Origin of the sequence: Brucella intermedia LMG 3301 (assembly GCF_000182645.1) — a bacterium.
Taxonomy (GTDB): Bacteria; Pseudomonadota; Alphaproteobacteria; order Rhizobiales; family Rhizobiaceae; genus Brucella; species Brucella intermedia.
The window spans coordinates 1140285-1156659 of sequence record NZ_ACQA01000001.1 but is presented as its reverse complement, the minus strand read 5'-3'; the positions used below and the strand labels follow the sequence as shown (position 1 = coordinate 1156659).

Below are 16375 nucleotides of genomic sequence, written 5' to 3'. Positions count from 1 at the left end.
CTCCTTGTATTTACTTCTTGGTGGCCTGAAGCGTGGCCTTGATGATCTTGTCGGGGTTCTTCACGGCGCCATTATCGGCTTCGCTGCCCTTCTTTATCTTGTCGACGACATCCATGCCGCTGACAACCTTGCCGACGACCGTATACTGGCCGTTGAGGAATGAGCCGTCCGCAAACATGATGAAGAACTGCGAATTGGCCGAGTTCGGGTTCTGGCTGCGGGCCATGCCGACCGTGCCGCGAACGAAGGGTTCCTTGGAGAATTCTGCCGGAATATCCGGATAGTCAGAGCCGCCGGTGCCGACGCGCGATGCATCGAAGTTCTTGTCCATGTTGCCGAACTTTACATCGCCGGTCTGGGCCATGAAGCCCGGAATGACACGGTGGAAGGCAACGCCGTCGTAAGCGCCCTCGCCGACCAGCTTTTCGATCTGCGCAACATGCTTTGGCGCAAGGTCGGGACGAAGCTCGATGGCCACGTCGCCATCCTTCAGCTTGAGAACCACGGTGTTTTCGGCGGCAGAAGCGGTGTGGACTGCGCCTTGCGAGAGCGCGAAGAAGGCGGCAGCGGCTAGCGCTGAACGAACGAAAGACATGATCGAAAAACTCCCTGTGGTCAGGATTTGAATTTGGCGTTCAGGGCGGCAGCGACAGCCGCCGGAACAAAAGGCTTTATATCGCCGCCCATGGAGGCAATCTGTCGAACCAATGTGGCGGTAATCGTGCGCACTGCCGGGTCTGCCGGAAGAAACACGGTCTGCAATTCCGGCGCCATGGTGCCGTTCATGCCTGCCATCTGCATTTCATAGTCGAGATCGGTGCCGTCGCGCAAACCGCGCACCATCAATTGAGCACTGTGCTTGCGGGCGGCATCGATAACAAGACCGTCGAAGGAAATGACGGAAAGCCGGCCTGCGTCCTTCCCCAGCACGGCCTTGCAGCTTTCATCGATGAGCGCCACGCGCTCCTCAAAAGTGAAGAGAGGCTTTTTTCCGGGGTGAACGCCAATCGCGACAATAACCTCATCGGCAAGGCGCAGGGCACCTTTCAGGACATCCATATGGCCGTTGGTCACCGGGTCGAAGGAACCCGCATAAATCGCGATTGTCATTTCTTCCAGCTAGCCTTTTCTGACGGGATTTTCAACAAGAACCACAGCGCTAAGGAAACAGAAACCAAGAAAACAGATGAACGCGATATGAACCGCAATTTCACGGCAAGTTCACAACCGATTTACCAAAATAGGCGCAAGTTTGGTGCAACCTTTTCGCTTTTGAAGCGTATGTATGTCGAAAGGATAACACGATGATGATCTTTCTTCTGGCATTATCCATGATGGTCGCAATGGCTGCCTCGGCAATCATACTGCTTCTCGAAGAGAATGAAGCCAAGCGTCAGCGCGTGCGTCATGTCGCATTCGACATCAATACTCTGCGCAACATGCGTTCGCGCTAGGTATTAACAGCTGAGCTCACGCGATAGCGTTGGAGCTTGCTGGAAAAGAGTTTGTGTGATCGCCAATTCCTCCAGTCTTGGCATCTGAAAAAGGCCGATGGTTCCCGCCATCGGCCTTTTTCATTGATCTATACCAAGAGCCCGGTTCCGTTGTTTTGTTGCATTATCCGCCGCAAAACCGCCTGCCCCGGGCTTTCAGCTTATTCTTCGCTGCCCGCGGCCGGTGCTTCACCTTCCGGCGACGCATCGCCCTCACCGCCGTTTTCTTCGTCGCTATCCGTTTCGGAAATGCGTTCGACTGAAACGACCTTTTCGCCGTCCGCCGTATTGAAGATCGTGACGCCCTTGGTAGAACGTCCGGCAATGCGGATGCCGTCAACCGGCACGCGGATAAGCTGTCCGCCGTCCGAAACGAGCAGAATCTGGTCGCTTGACTCGACCGGGAACAAGGCGACGAGCTTGCCGATTTCGTCGGTCTTCGACGTATCGGTGGCGCGGATGCCCTTGCCGCCACGGCCAGAAACGCGGAACTCGTAGGACGAGGAGCGCTTGCCGTAACCATATTCGCTAACCGTCAGCACGGTCTGTTCGCGCGCTTTCAGCTCCTGATAGCGTTCTTCGTTGAGCTCGGTTTCGTTTCCGACCTCCTCGCCAACCACCACGATATCATCCGCGTCATCCGCGCCCTGGGCACGGCGTTCGGCAATCGAACGCTTCAGATAGGCCGAGCGCTCAGCCGCGTCCGCATCGACGTGATGCAGGATCGCCATGGAGATGACCTTGTCGCCATCGGCCAGATTGATGCCGCGCACGCCGATGGAGTTGCGGCCCGCAAAGACGCGCACATCGGTGACGGGGAAGCGAATGCACTGGCCACCGGCGCAGGTCAGAAGCACGTCGTCGAATTCCGTACACGTATCGACCGAGAGGATCTCATCGCCCTCGTCCTCGAGCTTCATCGCGATCTTGCCGTTGCGGTTGACCTGAACGAAGTCCGACAGCTTGTTTCGGCGAACCGTACCGCGCGTGGTCGAGAACATGACATCGAGATTTGCCCAGGAATCTTCATCCTCGGGCAGCGGCATGATGGTGGTAATGCGCTCGCCCTGCTGCAATGGCAGCATGTTGATGAGCGCCTTGCCGCGCGACTGCGGCGTGCCGACCGGCAGACGCCAGACCTTCTCCTTGTAGACGATGCCACGCGAGGAGAAGAACAGAACCGGCGTATGCGTATTGGCCACGAACAGGCGGGTGACGAAATCCTCGTCCTTCGTCGCCATGCCGGAGCGGCCCTTGCCGCCGCGGCGCTGCGCACGATAGGTCGTCAGCGGCACGCGCTTGATGTAGCCCGCATGGCTGACGGTGACGACCATATCCTCGCGGGCGATCAGGTCTTCGTCATCCATTTCGGCGCCGCCGAAACCGATTTCGGTGCGGCGTGGGGTTGCGAACTCGTCGCGAACCGCAATCATCTCTTCCTTGACGATGGTCATCACGCGCAGGCGCGAACCGAGAATGTCGAGATAATCGCGGATTTCCTCGCCGATCTTGTTCAGTTCGTCCGCCACTTCGTCGCGACCAAGCGCGGTGAGGCGCTGCAGACGCAGATCGAGAATGGCGCGAGCCTGTTCTTCGGAGAGGTTGTAGGTGTTGTCTTCATTGATGGTGTGGCGCGGATCGTCGATCAAACGGATCAACGGTGCGACATCTGCCGCCGGCCAGCGGCGTTCCATCAACTGCTCACGCGCCGTCGTCGGATCGGGAGCGCGGCGGATGAGCGCGATGACCTCATCGATATTGGCGACGGCGATTGCAAGACCGACCAACACATGCGCACGATCACGCGCCTTGTTAAGGAGGAACTTGGTGCGGCGCGTCACGACTTCCTCGCGGAAGACGACGAAGGCGCGCAGCATGTCGAGCAGGTTGAGCTGTTCCGGCTTGCCGCCGTTCAGCGCCACCATGTTGCAGCCGAACGAGGTTTGCAGCGGCGTGTAGCGATAAAGCTGGTTCAGCACCACATCGGCAACGGCGTCACGCTTGAGCTCCACCACGACGCGATAGCCTTCGCGGTCGGACTCATCGCGCAGATCGGAAATGCCTTCGATGCGCTTGTCGCGCACCAGCTCGGCCATCTTCTCGATCATCGAAGCCTTGTTCACCTGATAAGGTATCTCGGTGATGATGATGGCTTCGCGGTCGCCGCGCATCGGCTCGATCGTGGCGCGCCCGCGCATGACCACCGAACCGCGCCCGGTCGTGTAGGCGGAATTGATGCCAGAACGTCCGAGGATGATGCCGCCGGTCGGGAAGTCCGGTCCCGGAATGATTTCCATCAGTTCTGACAGTTCAATGGCCGGATTGTCGATCAGCGCAACGCAGCCGTCGATCACTTCGCCCAGATTGTGCGGCGGAATGTTGGTCGCCATGCCGACAGCAATACCGCCCGAACCATTGACGAGCAGGTTCGGGAAGCGCGCAGGCATGACCACAGGTTCCTGCTCGCGACCGTCATAATTGTCCTGGAAGTCGACCGTGTCCTTGTCGATATCCGACAGGATGGATTCGGAAAGCTTTTCCAGACGGCATTCGGTGTAACGCATCGCCGCCGGCGGATCGCCGTCGATGGAGCCGAAATTGCCCTGCCCGTCGACCAACGGATCGCGCATGGAAAAATCCTGCGCCATACGCACGAGAGCGTCATAAATAGAGGCGTCGCCATGCGGGTGGTACTTACCCATCACCTCACCGACCACACCCGCCGACTTGCGGTACGGGCGGTTATAGGCGAGGTTCATTTCATTCATGGCGTGGAGAATGCGGCGATGCACGGGCTTCAGGCCGTCGCGCACATCGGGCAGCGCACGGCTCACGATAACGCTCATCGCGTAATCGAGATAGGAGCGCTGCATCTCCTCGATGATGGAAATCGGTTCGATACCGCTAGGGCCGCCGTTTGGGCCACCATTCATATCGTCGGAACCGGGTGGAGGCGTTTGATCTGACACTATTCAGATTTCTTTCTCAACAGAATCGATAAAGTCACTTTATAACGGAAACCAGCAAAAAACGCCAATTTCACGACCTTTTCGGCGGGCTATTTCCGCACGTCAATTCAATGACTTAAAAGATATTCACATAAAGATTGAGCAACGGTGTTGCCCGACCTCGCGCTTTGCATCGACCATGTGCTCGTGATCGTCTACAATCCATGTATCCGATCGAGCATAACATGCCAACAGGAAGGGCGCGTGCAGTATGGGGTTCTACGATACGGTTTTCAGCGCCTTCGTCACCCTGCTTGTTACAATCGATCCGCCCGGGCTGGCGCCGTTGTTCCTGGCGCTGACGCCGGGCATGGAGCGCCATCATCGCGGACAGGTCGCCCTTCGCGCCTCCATCATCGGTTTTATCGTGATGGCGCTGTTTGCCATTGCGGGCGCGCAGATACTCGGCATGTTCGGCATCACCATCGGCGCGTTCCGCGTCGCGGGTGGCCTGCTCCTCTTCTGGATCGCCTTTGAAATGATTTTCGAGAAGCGGACGGAGCGCAAGGAAAAGAGCGCCGAGGTTGCGATCACCAAGGATCACATCCGCAATATCGCCGCCTTCCCGCTCGCCATTCCGCTGATTGCGGGTCCGGGTGCGATCTCGGCTATCGTGCTGACGTCAAATTCCTTTGAAGGCGTGGGGCCGAAAGCGGCCCTTCTCGGCGTCATCTTCATCTGCCTGTTCATCACCTATCTCGTGCTGCTGCTGGCAGAGCGCGTCGACCGGTTTCTTGGCGAAACCGGCCGTTCCATCCTCACTCGCCTTCTCGGCGTCATTCTGGCAGCGCTTGCCGTTCAGTTCGTGGCTGACGGCATCAAGACACTTATCAGTGGTTAAGCCGATTTCTGCGCCTTCTTGCCGATCATGGCGTGACGGAGCTTCGACGAGAACCAGTCGATGAGGGCAACAGCGATCAGGATCATGATGATCAGGAAGGAAACGTCCTGAAGGTTCAAAACCTTGATCTGTTCGGCCAGATGCGCGCCGATGCCGCCTGCCCCGACAATGCCGATGATTGTCGCCGAACGCGTGTTTGACTCGAAAAAGTAAAGCACCTGACTGCCGATGAGCGGCAGAACCTGCGGCAACACGCCGAAGCGATAGCCGTGCAGCCTGCCGCCGCCAGACGAGACGACGCCTTCGACGGGCTTCTTGTCTGCGCCTTCAATGGCTTCGGAGAACAGCTTGCCGAAAGCACCGAAGTCCGAGCAGGCAATCGCAAGAATACCGGCGAACGGTCCAAGCCCCACGACCGACACCCAGATCAGCGCCCAGATAAGCGTGTCGACGCCGCGAATGGTGTCGAGGAAGCGGCGAATGCCGAAATGCAGGAACACATTGGGAATGATGTTCTTCGCCGCCAGAAAGCCGAACGGAAAGGCAAGGATCGCGGCCAGCAATGTGCCGAGATAGGCAATCGCCAGCGTTTCCATCATCGACCACAGGTAAAGGCTGAAACGCCCGCCGGAGGACGGCGGCATCATCATCAGTGCAAAATCGCCGAGGCGACCAAGGCCGTTCAGAATGCGCAGCAGCGAAAAATCGAGCCAGTAAAAGGCAAACCAGACCGAGGCGATAAGGGCTACGGTCAAGATCGCCAAATTGCGCCATGTGCGCCCATTGCCGAACAGATCGGCATATTCGGCCCTCAGTTCCTTTTCGTGCGCGTGTGCCTCACGGGAGAGACTTTGTGCTACATCAGTCATGATAATCTCCCAGTCTAGAGCTTTTCCTGTTTTGATTGAATCATTGGAAATGCTCTATCTGTTTGTTTTATCGCATGTCTTTGACCCGAAACCGGTTCCCGCTTTCGGGAGACATGCTCTAGCCAATACGGCCAAGAAGCGCGTGGCGAACCCGCTGCGTAACAAGATCGATCACGAAGATCGTCACGATGATCAGAAGCAGGATGGCGCTGACATCGCTGTAATAGAACTGGCGGATTGAGGTGAGCAGTTCCTGCCCGATACCGCCTGCCCCCACAAAACCCATGACGGAAGCGCCGCGCACGTTGATTTCAAAGCGCAGCAGGCCATAGGAAGCAAAATTCGCGGCCACTTGCGGCAATACGGCAAAGCGGATGACCTGCAGGCCGGAACCGCCGGATGCGCGAATGCCTTCCACCGGGCGCATGTCGATATTCTCGACGACTTCGGAAAACAGCTTGCCCAGCGCGCCTGTGGTGTGCAGCATCAGCGCCAGTACACCGGCCATCGGCCCAAGGCCGAAGGCGATGACGAAAAGCAGCGCGAAGACGATTTCCGGAACAGTGCGCAACAATTCCAGCCCGCGACGGACGATGAATCGAACCGTGGAATTGGGGGCCATGTTGGATGAGGCTGCGAAGGATGCAGCGAAAGCGACGACCGCCCCGATCAATGTCGCCAGATAGGCGATCAGCAGCGTCTCGAACAGCATCTTGAGCCAGCCGCCGAGGTTCCAGTACCAGGCAGCGAGGTCGCCCCAGAAATTGGCGATGGTCAGATCCGGCAGAATGCGGCCGAGATAGCTTGTGAAGCGAAAAAGATTTTCGACCAGGGTGCCGGGCCGAACATCGGCAACGACGGAGGCGGCAATGGCGACAAGGACAAGCGCAAGGAGAAGCGCGATACCATAGAGCCGCCGTTTGCCGACTTCCCTGCGGTAATCGGCGAGCAGGCTTTTTGCTCCACTGCCGTCGAGTGAGGATACCGTCATGCGAAATTCCTTTGATCAAGCCTGATCCCGAGAACCTTTCGGAATCATGCCCTAAAAAAATGCCCGGAACGGGTTGCGTTCCGGGCACTTCAATTTCTCACGGATCAGGACTTGCGAGCCTTGTCGTTGAACTTGAGCATTTCGATGATCGGCTCATAGTCCTTGGCTTCGGTGGCTACGAATTCCTGATCCTTGCCATCGGAAAGAGCGTCAAAGCCAGCCTTGTCCTTCTTCCGCATGTCGAGGAAAGCCTGCTTGATATCGGCCTTCAGCTGATCCGGCAGGGTGCTGAGAACGGCGAACGGGCCTTCAGGAAGGAAGTCCGACTTGAAGATGATGCGGAAGTCGTCCTTCGTCAGTTCCTTGCCGTTGGCATCCTTCAGAACGCCGCGGCTGACCATGCGGGTCAGGTTGGAATCGTTTTCCGAGTTCCAGGAGTTGGCAGCGGCATCGGCGGTGCCCTGCGCCAGAGCGAGAACTGCGTTTTCGTGGCTGCCGGCGAAGAAGTTCTTACCGAAGAACGTGTCTACGCTATAGCCTTCGCGGTTGAGGAAGAAGCGCGGTGCGTTGTTGCCCGAGGTCGAGTTCGGATCGACGAGAGCAATGGTTTTGCCCTTCAGGTCGTCCATCTTCTGGTACGGGCTGTCGGCGCGAACATAAACGACCGAATAATAGCCGTTGACGCCGGTGTCGTGACGCTGGTTGACGAGCGGCGTGGTTTCAACGCCGGTCATGACGGCGCGGGCGTAGGAAGCCGGGCCATAGAATGCGATCTGGATGTTTCCGGCGCGCTGGCCTTCGATAACGGCTGCATAGTCGTTGGCGACGCGCAGCGTTACCTTGGTGCCGAGTTCCTTGCCGAGATAGGCAGCCAGAGGCGCATAACGGTCGGAAGTGGTCGAGGCGTTTTCCGCCGGGATTACGCCCAGAACGATTTCCGGATAGTCCTTGCTCCAGTCAGCAGCCTGGGCATTGAAGGTCATCGTAGCGGTGAGCGCAACAGCCGCCAGAAAGGTTCTACGGTTAAGCATGGGTATCTCCTGTTAATCCTGAGTTTGGAGCGTGTTTTTTCCGGAGCTTTGTGCGCTCAGGCGGAAAGCTGGCGCAGAACGGCTTCAGCCGACTGCGGAACTGGCATCGGCATCGGTGCGTCCAACTGCTCATCGGCATCGATGACGTCAGCGGCTTCCATGCCGTAAAGGTCGCGTGATGCCATATCTGTCAGCATCGACGGTGTGCCGCGGAATACGATCTTGCCGGCGGACATGCCGACGAGACGGTCGCAATAGCTGCGCGCAATATCGAGCGAGTGCAGATTGCAGAGAACCGTGATGCCGTATTCGCGATTGATGCGACGCAGAGCGTCCATGACGCTGCGCGTGTTGCGCGGATCGAGCGATGCAATCGGCTCGTCGGCGAGGATGATGCGCGGCTGCTGCACGAGCGCGCGGGCAATCGCCACGCGCTGCTGCTGGCCACCCGAAAGCTCGTCCGCGCGATGCGCTGCAAGATGCGCAATGTCGAACTGCTGCAAAGCTGAAAGCGCGATCAGGCGCTCCTCATCGCTCCAGATACGCAGGAGCGATTTCGGCGTCGAAACATAGTTCAGACGGCCCATCAGGACGTTGGTCAGAACATCCAGACGGTCAACCAGATTGAAATGCTGGAAAATCATCGCGCATTGCGCGCGCCAGTCCCGCAGGCCCGCGCCCTTCAGCCCGGTAACATCGCGGCCATCCCAGTGAATGGTTCCCTCTGAAGGCTCGACAAGGCGATTGATCATGCGCAGAAGCGTCGACTTGCCTGCGCCCGAGCGCCCGATAATTCCCACAAACGTGCCCGGCTCGATTTCGAGGTCCACACCCGAAACCGCCACCTTGTCATTATAGCGGCGCGTTATGTTTTTCAGTTGAAGCATGAATTCGTCTCCATTCATGCTTACTCTGAATGGCTTCCATGACACTGCAATGAAAGCCCCATGACGTTTGTGTAAATTTAGATATTGCTACAAGAAATCTATCTAAGCGACTGTTTTGACGCTGATTTCCTCCAGGTGACGCAGGAAGGCTTTTGTGGACAGACCGACTTCGCCAGAATTGTCTATTGTGACAACATCGCCCGCAGCGTCATCGAAGCTGACTTCACGTGCTAGCCGCGCGACGATTTCCTCCCGGCTTTCGCGGCCGCGCGATGCGAGCCGCTCGGCCAGAACTTCCGGCCGGGCCGTAATTACGACCACCGAGCGCGACGGGTAGAGCCTGCGAACATCGCCCAGAACCCGGCGTGAAACATTGGCGATCACCACAGTTCCGTCGGCGATTTCATCCTCCAGCGTTTTCGGCAATCCGTAGCTCAGGCCATGCGCCTGCCAGTGCAGGGAGAAAGCACCCTCGCCCGCCGATTTTGCAAATGCTGCTTCATCCAGACTGTCGTGATCTTCCGTTCCCGGCATTTGCGGGCGGGTGATGATCCGACGCACAAAGTGAAAACGCGTGTCGCCCGCCAGAGCCACACGCGCCGCATCCATGATCGTATCCTTGCCGGCCCCGCTGGGGCCGACAACGGCGACGAAACAGCCTTTCGGCCTGTTGGATTGCATCTGCATCAGAGCACCCGTTCGCCTTCGCGCCAGACGGTGCGGACAACCGGGATTGCGCCCTTCGGACGGACACGGACCAGATCGGCGCGCTTGCCGATGGCAATCTCACCGCGATCATCCATCGCCATCGCGTCGGCAGGATTCTTGGTCACAAGCCGGATCGCATCCGGCAACGCAATCGGGCGTTCGCCGGAAGCCAGACCGAATGCCGACTGAATGAGGCTGAACGGGATATAATCCGACGACAGGATATCCAGGCTGCCATTGTCCACCAGATCGCGCGCGGCGATGTTGCCGGAATGCGAGCCCCCGCGAACGATATTCGGCGCGCCCATCAGGATGGAAAGGCCAGCGCCCTTTGAAGCATTGGCGGCTTCCATCGTGGTCGGGAATTCGGCGATCCGCACGCCATGGTCGAGCGATTCATCGACATGCGCACTGGTTGCATCGTCATGGCTGGCCAGAACGATGCCACGCGTTGCCGCCAGTTCGGCGATGGAGCGGCGGTGTCTGGCCGAATAGGCGTCCGAATCCGCCATACGCTTTTCACAATGCACCCGGAACTCCTCATCCGTGAGCTTCATCTTGCGCATGTAATAGGTGCGATAGGTCTCAAGATCAACGAATTGCCGCTGTCCCGGTGCGTGATCCATCAAGGATGCGAGTTTTACGCGGTCATCATCCGCGAAAAGCTCGAATGTTTCGAGGCAATCGGCAGAGGAGACTTCGCAGCGCAGATGCAGGAAGTGATCTGCGCGCAGGCGATTTTCGCGCACGCCGCTTTCAATCGCGTCGGCAAGCATGCGCATATCCTTGCCGACGAAATCGCGGTCATAGTCGGAGCCGACGCGCATCGCGTCGAATACCGTGGTGATGCCGGAGGCCGCGACCTGCGCATCGTGTGCCTGCACGGCGGCATCGACATTCCAGCGCACCTTCGGACGCGGCGCATAGTGGCTTTCCAGCTGGTCGGTGTGCAGCTCGATGAGGCCCGGGATGACGTAATCGCCATCCATGTCGTCGCCGCCATTGCTGTTGCCGTGGTCGATTGCTGCGATCTTGCCGTCCCGGATCAGGATGGAACCGGAAACAATCTCATCGGCGAGCACGATCCGCGCGTTTTTCAGAACGATTTCATTAGCCATTGGACAGCTCTTTCATCAGCGCATTTGTGTTGGCGGCTGTTTCATATTTCGAGAGGAAGGCTTCGATATCGAGCGTGCGGAAATCATCGAGCGCCTGGCGCAGACGATCATGGCTCCAGTCCCACCAGGCCAGCCGGTCAAGGCGATTGCCGGTTGCAGCGTCGAAGCGTTCGCGAATGAGACGTGCGGGCACGCCGCCCACGATCGTATAGGGCGCGACGTCCCTGCTCACCACGGCTCCGGCACCGACAACCGCACCATTGCCGACCGTCACGCCCGGCAGGATTGTCGAGCCATGGCCGAGCCATGTGTCGTGGCCGATCTTCACCGCGTTGCCGCGACGCCACTCGAAAAACTCCGTCTCGTCCTTTTCTTCCGGCCAGTAATCACCGGCGCGATAGGTGAAATGGTGCAGTGTGGGACGCCATGTCGGATGGTTGGTAGCGTTGATGCGCACGTGGCTGGCAATATTGGAAAACCTGCCAATCTCCGCACACCAGATTTCGCAATCGACGCCGAGATAGGAATAATCGCCCAGCACGGTTTCCGAAACGCGGCTGCGCTCGCCAATCTCGGTATAGCGCCCGAGCGTACAGCCGCTGACGATGGCCGTTTCGTGAACCAGCGGTTCCACCGAGAGCTTGGTCATGCCAGCCCCCGCGGAGAGAAAGCCGTCACGTCGATGATCCGGTCCGCAACGACCGAACGCACGTCTTCATCGTGGAAGATGCCGAGCATGGCGACGCCCTGCTCCTTCTTGGCCCTGATGAGGTCGACCACGACCGCGCGGTTCTTCGCATCGAGCGAGGCTGTCGGCTCATCAAGCAGCAATACCGGATGATCTGTGATGAAGCCGCGCGCGATATTCACGCGCTGCTGTTCGCCGCCCGAGAACGTCGCAGGCGGCAAGGCCCACAGCCTTTCCGGAAGATTGAGCTGCGCCAGAAGTTCGCGGGCGCGGTTGAGCGCTGTCTCACGGTCGACGCCACGCGCGACCAGCGGTTCGGCAACCACGTCGATTGCCGCAACACGCGGCAGCGTGCGCAGAAACTGGCTGACATAGCCGATCGTATCGCGGCGCACCGCCAGCACTTCGCGCGGATCGGCAGTGGCAAGATCGACAAACCTGTCGGCATGGCGGATCATGATCGAGCCGCCATTGACCGCGTAATTGCCATAGACCATCTTCAGGATCGAGCTTTTGCCCGCGCCCGAAGGCCCGCCAAGCACGGCGCATTCGCCGGCATTCAGTTCGAAATTCACGCCGCGAACGACCGGAAGTTCGATGCCGCCCTGCAAATGCATGACGAAGGTCTTGGTAACGCCGGTGACGGCAAGCGGGGCTGATGTTTGCAACATAGGCATTTTTCACCTCACGCATGAAGTTCGGCTAATTTAGGAACAACATGCAATAAACATCTGTTTTAATTTACTAAACTTGCAGAATAGACGACACAAGCAGCTGCGTATAAGGCGCCTGCGGGTCATCCAGCACGCGGTCGGTCAGTCCCTGCTCGACAATATGGCCGTCTTTCATGACCATGATGCGATGGGACAGAAGCCGGGCGACGGCGAGATCATGCGTCACGATAATCACCGAAAGGCCGAGATCGCTGACAAGACCGCGCAGAAGGTCGAGAAGGCGCGCCTGCACCGACACATCAAGACCACCGGTCGGCTCGTCCATGAAGACGAGACGCGGCGCCGTCACCAGATTGCGGGCAATCTGCAGGCGCTGGCGCATGCCGCCGGAAAAGGCGCGCGGCTGATCGTCGATACGGTCGGAGGCGATTTCGACCCGTCCCAGCCATTCGGTTGCCGTGTTGCGAATATTGCCATAATGGCGTTCGCCGACCGCCATCAGACGCTCGCCGACATTGGCGCCGGCCGAAACCGTCATGCGCAATCCGTCTGCCGGGTTCTGGTGCACGAACCCCCAGTCCGTCCGCATCAGGAAGCGGCGTTCCGCCTCGCCGATCTTGTAGAGATCGCGGAATTCACCGTCGCGCATCCGATATTCAACCGTGCCGGAAGTCGGCTCCAGACGGGTTGCCAGACTGTTCAGTAGCGTCGTCTTGCCGGAACCGGATTCGCCGACGATGGCCAGCACTTCGCCCGGCCACAGATTGAAGGAAATATCCGCGCAGCCACGGCGGTTGCCGTAGTATTTCGACAGGCTGTTTACTCTCAGTAGAGGTTGCTCGCTCATTGTGCGGCCTCCTTGTTCGCTGCCAGATGGCCGAAATGGCCATTCGCCTGACGGTCTTCGCAAAAATCGGTGTCGGAGCAGACGAACATCGAGCCGCCGCGATCATCCAGCACGACTTCATCGAGATAGACGCCCTTCGCGCCGCAAAGCGCGCACGGTTCCTTGAACTTCTGCACCTCAAATGGGTGGTCCTCGAAATCGAGGCTCACAACATCCGTATAGGGCGGCACGGCATAGATGCGCTTTTCGCGCCCGGCACCGAACAGCTGCAATGCCGGAGACATGTGCATTTTCGGATTGTCGAATTTCGGCGTCGGCGAAGGCGCCATCACATAGCGCCCTTCGATCATCACCGGATAATCGTAGGTCTTGGCGATATGGCCGTGCCGCGCAATGTCTTCGTAGAGCTTCACATGCATGAGGCCATATTCGGCAAGCGCGTGCATCTTGCGGGTTTCGGTTTCGCGCGGTTCAAGGAAACGCAGCGGTTCCGGGATCGGCACCTGATAGACGATCACCTGCCCTTCGGTCAGCGGATATTCCGGAATGCGGTGACGGGTCTGGATGATCGTCGCCTCACCCGTATGGGTGGTGACGGCAACATCGGCCGTTTTCTGGAAGAAGGCACGGATGGAGACGGCGTTGGTCGTGTCGTCGGCACCCTGATCGATGACTTTCAGCACATCATCCGGCCCGATGATCGAGGCCGTCACCTGCACGCCGCCCGTGCCCCAGCCATAAGGCATCGGCATTTCACGGCTGGCAAACGGCACCTGATAGCCGGGAATGGCAATGGCCTTCAGAATGGCGCGGCGGATCATCCGCTTGGTCTGCTCGTCCAGATAGGCGAAGTTGTAATTGGCCAGATCGCTCATTCCGCGGCCTCCTTTGCCAAACTTTCGGTATCGTTGTTCGCTTGCTCATATTCGGCGCGCATACGGCGGATGAGTTCGAGTTCTGCCTGAAAATCCACGTAGTGCGGCAGTTTCAGATGTTCGACGAAGCCGGTGGCCTGCACATTGTCGGAATGGGAAATGACGAATTCCTCATCCTGTGCGGGTGCGGTCACATCCGTATCGAATTCGCGCACGCGCAGCGCACGGTCGCAGAGCGACATGGACATGGCCTTGCGCTCGCTCTGGCCGAACACCAGCCCATAGCCGCGTGTAAACTGCGGCGGCTGCTTGGCCGAACCCTTGAACTGGTTGACCATCTGGCATTCGGTCAGCTGTACGCGACCCAGCGAGACGGCAAAGCCAAGCTCCGGCACATCGAACTCGACCTCGACTTCGCCGATGCGGATTTCGCCAACGAATGGGTGGTTGTTGCCATAGCCGCGCTGGGTGGAATAGCCGAGCGCCAGCAGAAAGCCCTCGTCGCCGCGCGCCAATGCCTGCAAGCGCAGGTCGCGCTCCATCGGAAATGTCCATGGTTCGCGGGTCAAATCGCCCGGTTCGTGACCGTCCGGCAGCGAGCCGTCTTCCTCGATCATGCCGTTGACGCCGAGAATATCGGTTACACGCGGCGTTTCTTCGGGTTCTGCGGGGCGCAGTTCCGGTTCCGGCACAGCCACATCGCCAGCCAAATCGGGATCAAGCAGCCGATGGGTATAATCGAAGGTCGGCCCCAGAAGCTGGCCACCCGGCAGATCCTTATAGGTCGCCGAAATGCGGCGCTCAATCAGCATTTGTGCCGTTTCCATCGGACGGGAATAGCCGAAGCGCGGCAAGGTGGTGCGATAGGCGCGCACCAGAAAGATTGCTTCGATCAGATCGCCACGCGACTGACGCACGGCAAGGGCTGCCAGTTCACGGTCATAGAGCGAACCTTCCGCCATGACGCGATCAACCGCCAGCGCCAGCTGTTCGGCAATCTGGTCGAGGCGAAGCGCTGGAACCGAACGGTCACCGCGACGACGATCATCGAGAAGACGGTGGGCATTGCGGATGGCCGTTTCGCCACCCTTTACGGCAACATACATTTTCAGCCCTCCAGAGCAGAAATTCTGGTTGTGCGGGGAAGTGCTGCAACAGCGCCGTCGCAGACCAGAACAAGGTCAACGCCAAGCGGATATTGCGCACCGTTTTCACGCCATTGCTGGATGAAATCCTGCGGCAGACCATCGACGCGGAGCGAACGCTCGCCATCAATGCCGGGGCCTTTCAACACAAAGCCCTGCCCGCCTTTCAGCGACGCGACAGCCAGCACGATGGTTGTGGAACGATCGGGAAACTCGGCATTGCCTTGCGAAAAATCGGCTAGGGACGGCAGCAGCGACACATCGCTTACGAGAGAAAAATTGCGCGGCATCGGCATTTTCGACACGGGGCGCACCGGTGTGGAAAGTAACCCAGGCGGTTGCATATTCATTGGCGGCTATCGCCGCATCGCACCACACCGTCGCATCATGATCGAGCAGGGTTGCAGCGATTACACCCAGTTCCGGCGTCAGCGGCTGCGGCGGCGTGGCAGCTGCGGCCAGCGGATAGATGCGGCCGGGATTGGCCATGGCGTGCATGACGGCATGAAAGACCGACTGCGCATCCGTCACCGGATTAGCCAGACCGCCTTCAAATGCTGGAGAAGAAGGAAGCATCAATTGTCTCCCCGAACCATAGTGAAGAAATCGACCTTGGTAGCAGCCGCTTCGCCGCGCAGCGTGGCGTCGGCATCGTCATGCCGTTTGCGCAGGACGCCCAGCACCTGCGTTTCCACCGCGTCGCGGCGGCTTTCATCCAGCCAAAGCGCATCGAAGAGAGCGGCAAGGCGCGCCTTTTCCTGATCGCGGCCAAGCGCATAAGAGTGACCGACCGAACCATCGGAAAGCCGCACAGTGGCGCGCGTCACGGTCGCCTCGCCCACATTGAAGGGAGCGCCGCCGCCGCCGATGCGTCCGCGCAGCATCACAAGGCCGGTTTCCGGCCCGCGCAAAACCTCAAATTCCGGCTTGTCGGACCATGCCTGCCAGAAGGCCTGCAATTCTTCGCTGCTGGCGCGCGCAAGAACCGCCATGCTTACCTGCCGTGCGAGCTGCACTGCATCCGGTGCCTTTTTGCTTTCAGTGGCGGAACCGGCTCCGCCTCCCTTCGCACCATGCTCCGTACCGTACATGAGCTTCCCTGCCTTCAAATCCTGTTGACGCGATCTTTCAAATTGTCTAGTTATATAGACAACTATACAATACCAGAATGAATACACCCTGCCAATGACAGGACGATGA

General features: G+C 58.8%; 18 protein-coding genes and 1 pseudogene. 2 read left to right on the top strand and 17 right to left on the bottom strand.

Annotated features, from left to right (window positions below):
* Positions 1–10: 10 nt before the first annotated feature.
* Together OINT_RS05510 and coaD are read right to left on the bottom strand one after the other, a co-directional pair.
* A complete protein-coding gene (locus OINT_RS05510; RefSeq protein WP_006466794.1) occupies positions 11–595 on the bottom strand; it encodes a peptidylprolyl isomerase in 585 nt (194 codons plus the stop codon).
* A gap of 20 nt (positions 596–615) precedes the next feature.
* Positions 616–1110, bottom strand: a complete 495-nt coding sequence (coaD, locus tag OINT_RS05505; protein ID WP_006466793.1) for a pantetheine-phosphate adenylyltransferase — start codon at positions 1108–1110, stop codon at positions 616–618.
* A gap of 194 nt (positions 1111–1304) precedes the next feature.
* Between coaD and OINT_RS23790 the strand changes: the two genes are divergently transcribed.
* The gene (locus OINT_RS23790; RefSeq protein WP_006466792.1) at positions 1305–1454 is read left to right on the top strand and encodes a hypothetical protein; all 150 of its coding nucleotides are present in this window, start codon (positions 1305–1307) and stop codon (positions 1452–1454) included.
* A 200-nt stretch (positions 1455–1654) separates the two neighbouring features.
* On the opposite strand, the gene gyrA is transcribed toward OINT_RS23790, so the two are convergent.
* Positions 1655–4426, bottom strand: coding sequence for a DNA gyrase subunit A (gene gyrA, locus OINT_RS05500; RefSeq protein ID WP_022568451.1), 2772 nt, complete (start codon positions 4424–4426; stop codon positions 1655–1657).
* Positions 4427–4712: 286 nt separating this feature from the next.
* Between gyrA and OINT_RS05495 the strand changes: the two genes are divergently transcribed.
* Positions 4713–5342 carry a MarC family protein gene (locus OINT_RS05495; RefSeq protein WP_006466790.1) on the top strand — a complete coding sequence of 210 codons (630 nt, stop codon included), beginning with the start codon at positions 4713–4715 and terminating at the stop codon, positions 5340–5342.
* Here OINT_RS05495 and phnE (OINT_RS05490) read toward each other — a convergent pair.
* The 14 genes and pseudogenes from phnE (OINT_RS05490) to phnG all read right to left on the bottom strand — a co-directional run bounded on the left by phnE (OINT_RS05490) (position 5339) and on the right by phnG (position 16266).
* The gene (gene phnE, locus OINT_RS05490) at positions 5339–6211 is read right to left on the bottom strand and encodes a phosphonate ABC transporter, permease protein PhnE (protein ID WP_006466789.1); all 873 of its coding nucleotides are present in this window, start codon (positions 6209–6211) and stop codon (positions 5339–5341) included. The two genes, OINT_RS05495 and phnE (OINT_RS05490), sit on opposite strands and share 4 nt — an antisense overlap.
* 118 nt (positions 6212–6329) lie before the next feature.
* Entirely contained in the window at positions 6330–7202 is an 873-nt protein-coding gene (gene phnE, locus OINT_RS05485; RefSeq protein ID WP_006466788.1) for a phosphonate ABC transporter, permease protein PhnE, read from the bottom strand.
* A 104-nt stretch (positions 7203–7306) separates the two neighbouring features.
* Positions 7307–8233, bottom strand: a complete 927-nt coding sequence (phnD, locus tag OINT_RS05480) for a phosphonate ABC transporter substrate-binding protein (protein ID WP_006466787.1) — start codon at positions 8231–8233, stop codon at positions 7307–7309.
* A gap of 56 nt (positions 8234–8289) precedes the next feature.
* On the bottom strand, positions 8290–9120 hold the full coding sequence (gene phnC, locus OINT_RS05475; protein WP_031352623.1) for a phosphonate ABC transporter ATP-binding protein: 831 nt from the start codon (positions 9118–9120) through the stop codon (positions 8290–8292).
* Positions 9121–9222: 102 nt separating this feature from the next.
* Complete coding sequence (gene phnN / locus OINT_RS05470) at positions 9223–9801, bottom strand: phosphonate metabolism protein/1,5-bisphosphokinase (PRPP-forming) PhnN (protein WP_039852945.1); 579 nt, start codon at positions 9799–9801, stop codon at positions 9223–9225.
* Between the two features lie 5 nt (positions 9802–9806).
* Entirely contained in the window at positions 9807–10946 is a 1140-nt protein-coding gene (locus OINT_RS05465) for an alpha-D-ribose 1-methylphosphonate 5-triphosphate diphosphatase (RefSeq protein WP_006466784.1), read from the bottom strand.
* Positions 10939–11595 carry a DapH/DapD/GlmU-related protein gene (locus OINT_RS05460; protein WP_006466783.1) on the bottom strand — a complete coding sequence of 219 codons (657 nt, stop codon included), beginning with the start codon at positions 11593–11595 and terminating at the stop codon, positions 10939–10941. Before OINT_RS05460 ends, OINT_RS05465 begins: the two co-directional genes overlap by 8 nt.
* Complete coding sequence (gene phnL, locus OINT_RS05455; protein ID WP_006466782.1) at positions 11592–12311, bottom strand: phosphonate C-P lyase system protein PhnL; 720 nt, start codon at positions 12309–12311, stop codon at positions 11592–11594. The genes OINT_RS05460 and phnL overlap by 4 nt, the downstream gene beginning before the upstream one ends.
* 67 nt (positions 12312–12378) lie before the next feature.
* Positions 12379–13155: a phosphonate C-P lyase system protein PhnK gene (phnK, locus tag OINT_RS05450; RefSeq protein ID WP_022568699.1), complete on the bottom strand. Its 777-nt coding sequence runs from the start codon at positions 13153–13155 to the stop codon at positions 12379–12381.
* A complete protein-coding gene (locus tag OINT_RS05445) occupies positions 13152–14030 on the bottom strand; it encodes an alpha-D-ribose 1-methylphosphonate 5-phosphate C-P-lyase PhnJ (protein WP_006466780.1) in 879 nt (292 codons plus the stop codon). The genes phnK and OINT_RS05445 overlap by 4 nt, the downstream gene beginning before the upstream one ends.
* The gene (locus OINT_RS05440) at positions 14027–15136 is read right to left on the bottom strand and encodes a carbon-phosphorus lyase complex subunit (RefSeq protein WP_006466779.1); all 1110 of its coding nucleotides are present in this window, start codon (positions 15134–15136) and stop codon (positions 14027–14029) included. The genes OINT_RS05445 and OINT_RS05440 overlap by 4 nt, the downstream gene beginning before the upstream one ends.
* 2 nt (positions 15137–15138) lie before the next feature.
* Positions 15139–15519: a phosphonate C-P lyase system protein PhnH gene (gene phnH, locus OINT_RS05435; protein ID WP_268870290.1), complete on the bottom strand. Its 381-nt coding sequence runs from the start codon at positions 15517–15519 to the stop codon at positions 15139–15141.
* Between the two features lies 1 nt (position 15520).
* Positions 15521–15664, bottom strand: a pseudogene (locus tag OINT_RS24290) (phosphonate C-P lyase system protein PhnH); the annotation flags it as partial.
* Between the two features lie 86 nt (positions 15665–15750).
* A complete protein-coding gene (phnG, locus tag OINT_RS05430; protein ID WP_022568695.1) occupies positions 15751–16266 on the bottom strand; it encodes a phosphonate C-P lyase system protein PhnG in 516 nt (171 codons plus the stop codon).
* Between the last annotated feature and the right edge of the window lie 109 nt (positions 16267–16375).

What these genes read in the sequence shown, in the direction of transcription:
- OINT_RS05510 (WP_006466794.1), bottom strand. Translation starts at nt 595, where the DNA reads ATGTCTTTCGTTCGTTCAGCGCTAGCCGCTGCCGCCTTCTTCGCGCTC.
- coaD (WP_006466793.1), bottom strand. Translation starts at nt 1,110, where the DNA reads ATGACAATCGCGATTTATGCGGGTTCCTTCGACCCGGTGACCAACGGC.
- OINT_RS23790 (WP_006466792.1), top strand. Translation starts at nt 1,305, where the DNA reads ATGATGATCTTTCTTCTGGCATTATCCATGATGGTCGCAATGGCTGCC.
- gyrA (WP_022568451.1), bottom strand. Translation starts at nt 4,426, where the DNA reads ATGAATGGTGGCCCAAACGGCGGCCCTAGCGGTATCGAACCGATTTCC.
- OINT_RS05495 (WP_006466790.1), top strand. Translation starts at nt 4,713, where the DNA reads ATGGGGTTCTACGATACGGTTTTCAGCGCCTTCGTCACCCTGCTTGTT.
- phnE (WP_006466789.1), bottom strand. Translation starts at nt 6,211, where the DNA reads ATGACTGATGTAGCACAAAGTCTCTCCCGTGAGGCACACGCGCACGAA.
- phnE (WP_006466788.1), bottom strand. Translation starts at nt 7,202, where the DNA reads ATGACGGTATCCTCACTCGACGGCAGTGGAGCAAAAAGCCTGCTCGCC.
- phnD (WP_006466787.1), bottom strand. Translation starts at nt 8,233, where the DNA reads ATGCTTAACCGTAGAACCTTTCTGGCGGCTGTTGCGCTCACCGCTACG.
- phnC (WP_031352623.1), bottom strand. Translation starts at nt 9,120, where the DNA reads ATGCTTCAACTGAAAAACATAACGCGCCGCTATAATGACAAGGTGGCG.
- phnN (WP_039852945.1), bottom strand. Translation starts at nt 9,801, where the DNA reads ATGCAATCCAACAGGCCGAAAGGCTGTTTCGTCGCCGTTGTCGGCCCC.
- OINT_RS05465 (WP_006466784.1), bottom strand. Translation starts at nt 10,946, where the DNA reads ATGGCTAATGAAATCGTTCTGAAAAACGCGCGGATCGTGCTCGCCGAT.
- OINT_RS05460 (WP_006466783.1), bottom strand. Translation starts at nt 11,595, where the DNA reads ATGACCAAGCTCTCGGTGGAACCGCTGGTTCACGAAACGGCCATCGTC.
- phnL (WP_006466782.1), bottom strand. Translation starts at nt 12,311, where the DNA reads ATGCCTATGTTGCAAACATCAGCCCCGCTTGCCGTCACCGGCGTTACC.
- phnK (WP_022568699.1), bottom strand. Translation starts at nt 13,155, where the DNA reads ATGAGCGAGCAACCTCTACTGAGAGTAAACAGCCTGTCGAAATACTAC.
- OINT_RS05445 (WP_006466780.1), bottom strand. Translation starts at nt 14,030, where the DNA reads ATGAGCGATCTGGCCAATTACAACTTCGCCTATCTGGACGAGCAGACC.
- OINT_RS05440 (WP_006466779.1), bottom strand. Translation starts at nt 15,136, where the DNA reads ATGTATGTTGCCGTAAAGGGTGGCGAAACGGCCATCCGCAATGCCCAC.
- phnH (WP_268870290.1), bottom strand. Translation starts at nt 15,519, where the DNA reads ATGCAACCGCCTGGGTTACTTTCCACACCGGTGCGCCCCGTGTCGAAA.
- phnG (WP_022568695.1), bottom strand. Translation starts at nt 16,266, where the DNA reads ATGTACGGTACGGAGCATGGTGCGAAGGGAGGCGGAGCCGGTTCCGCC.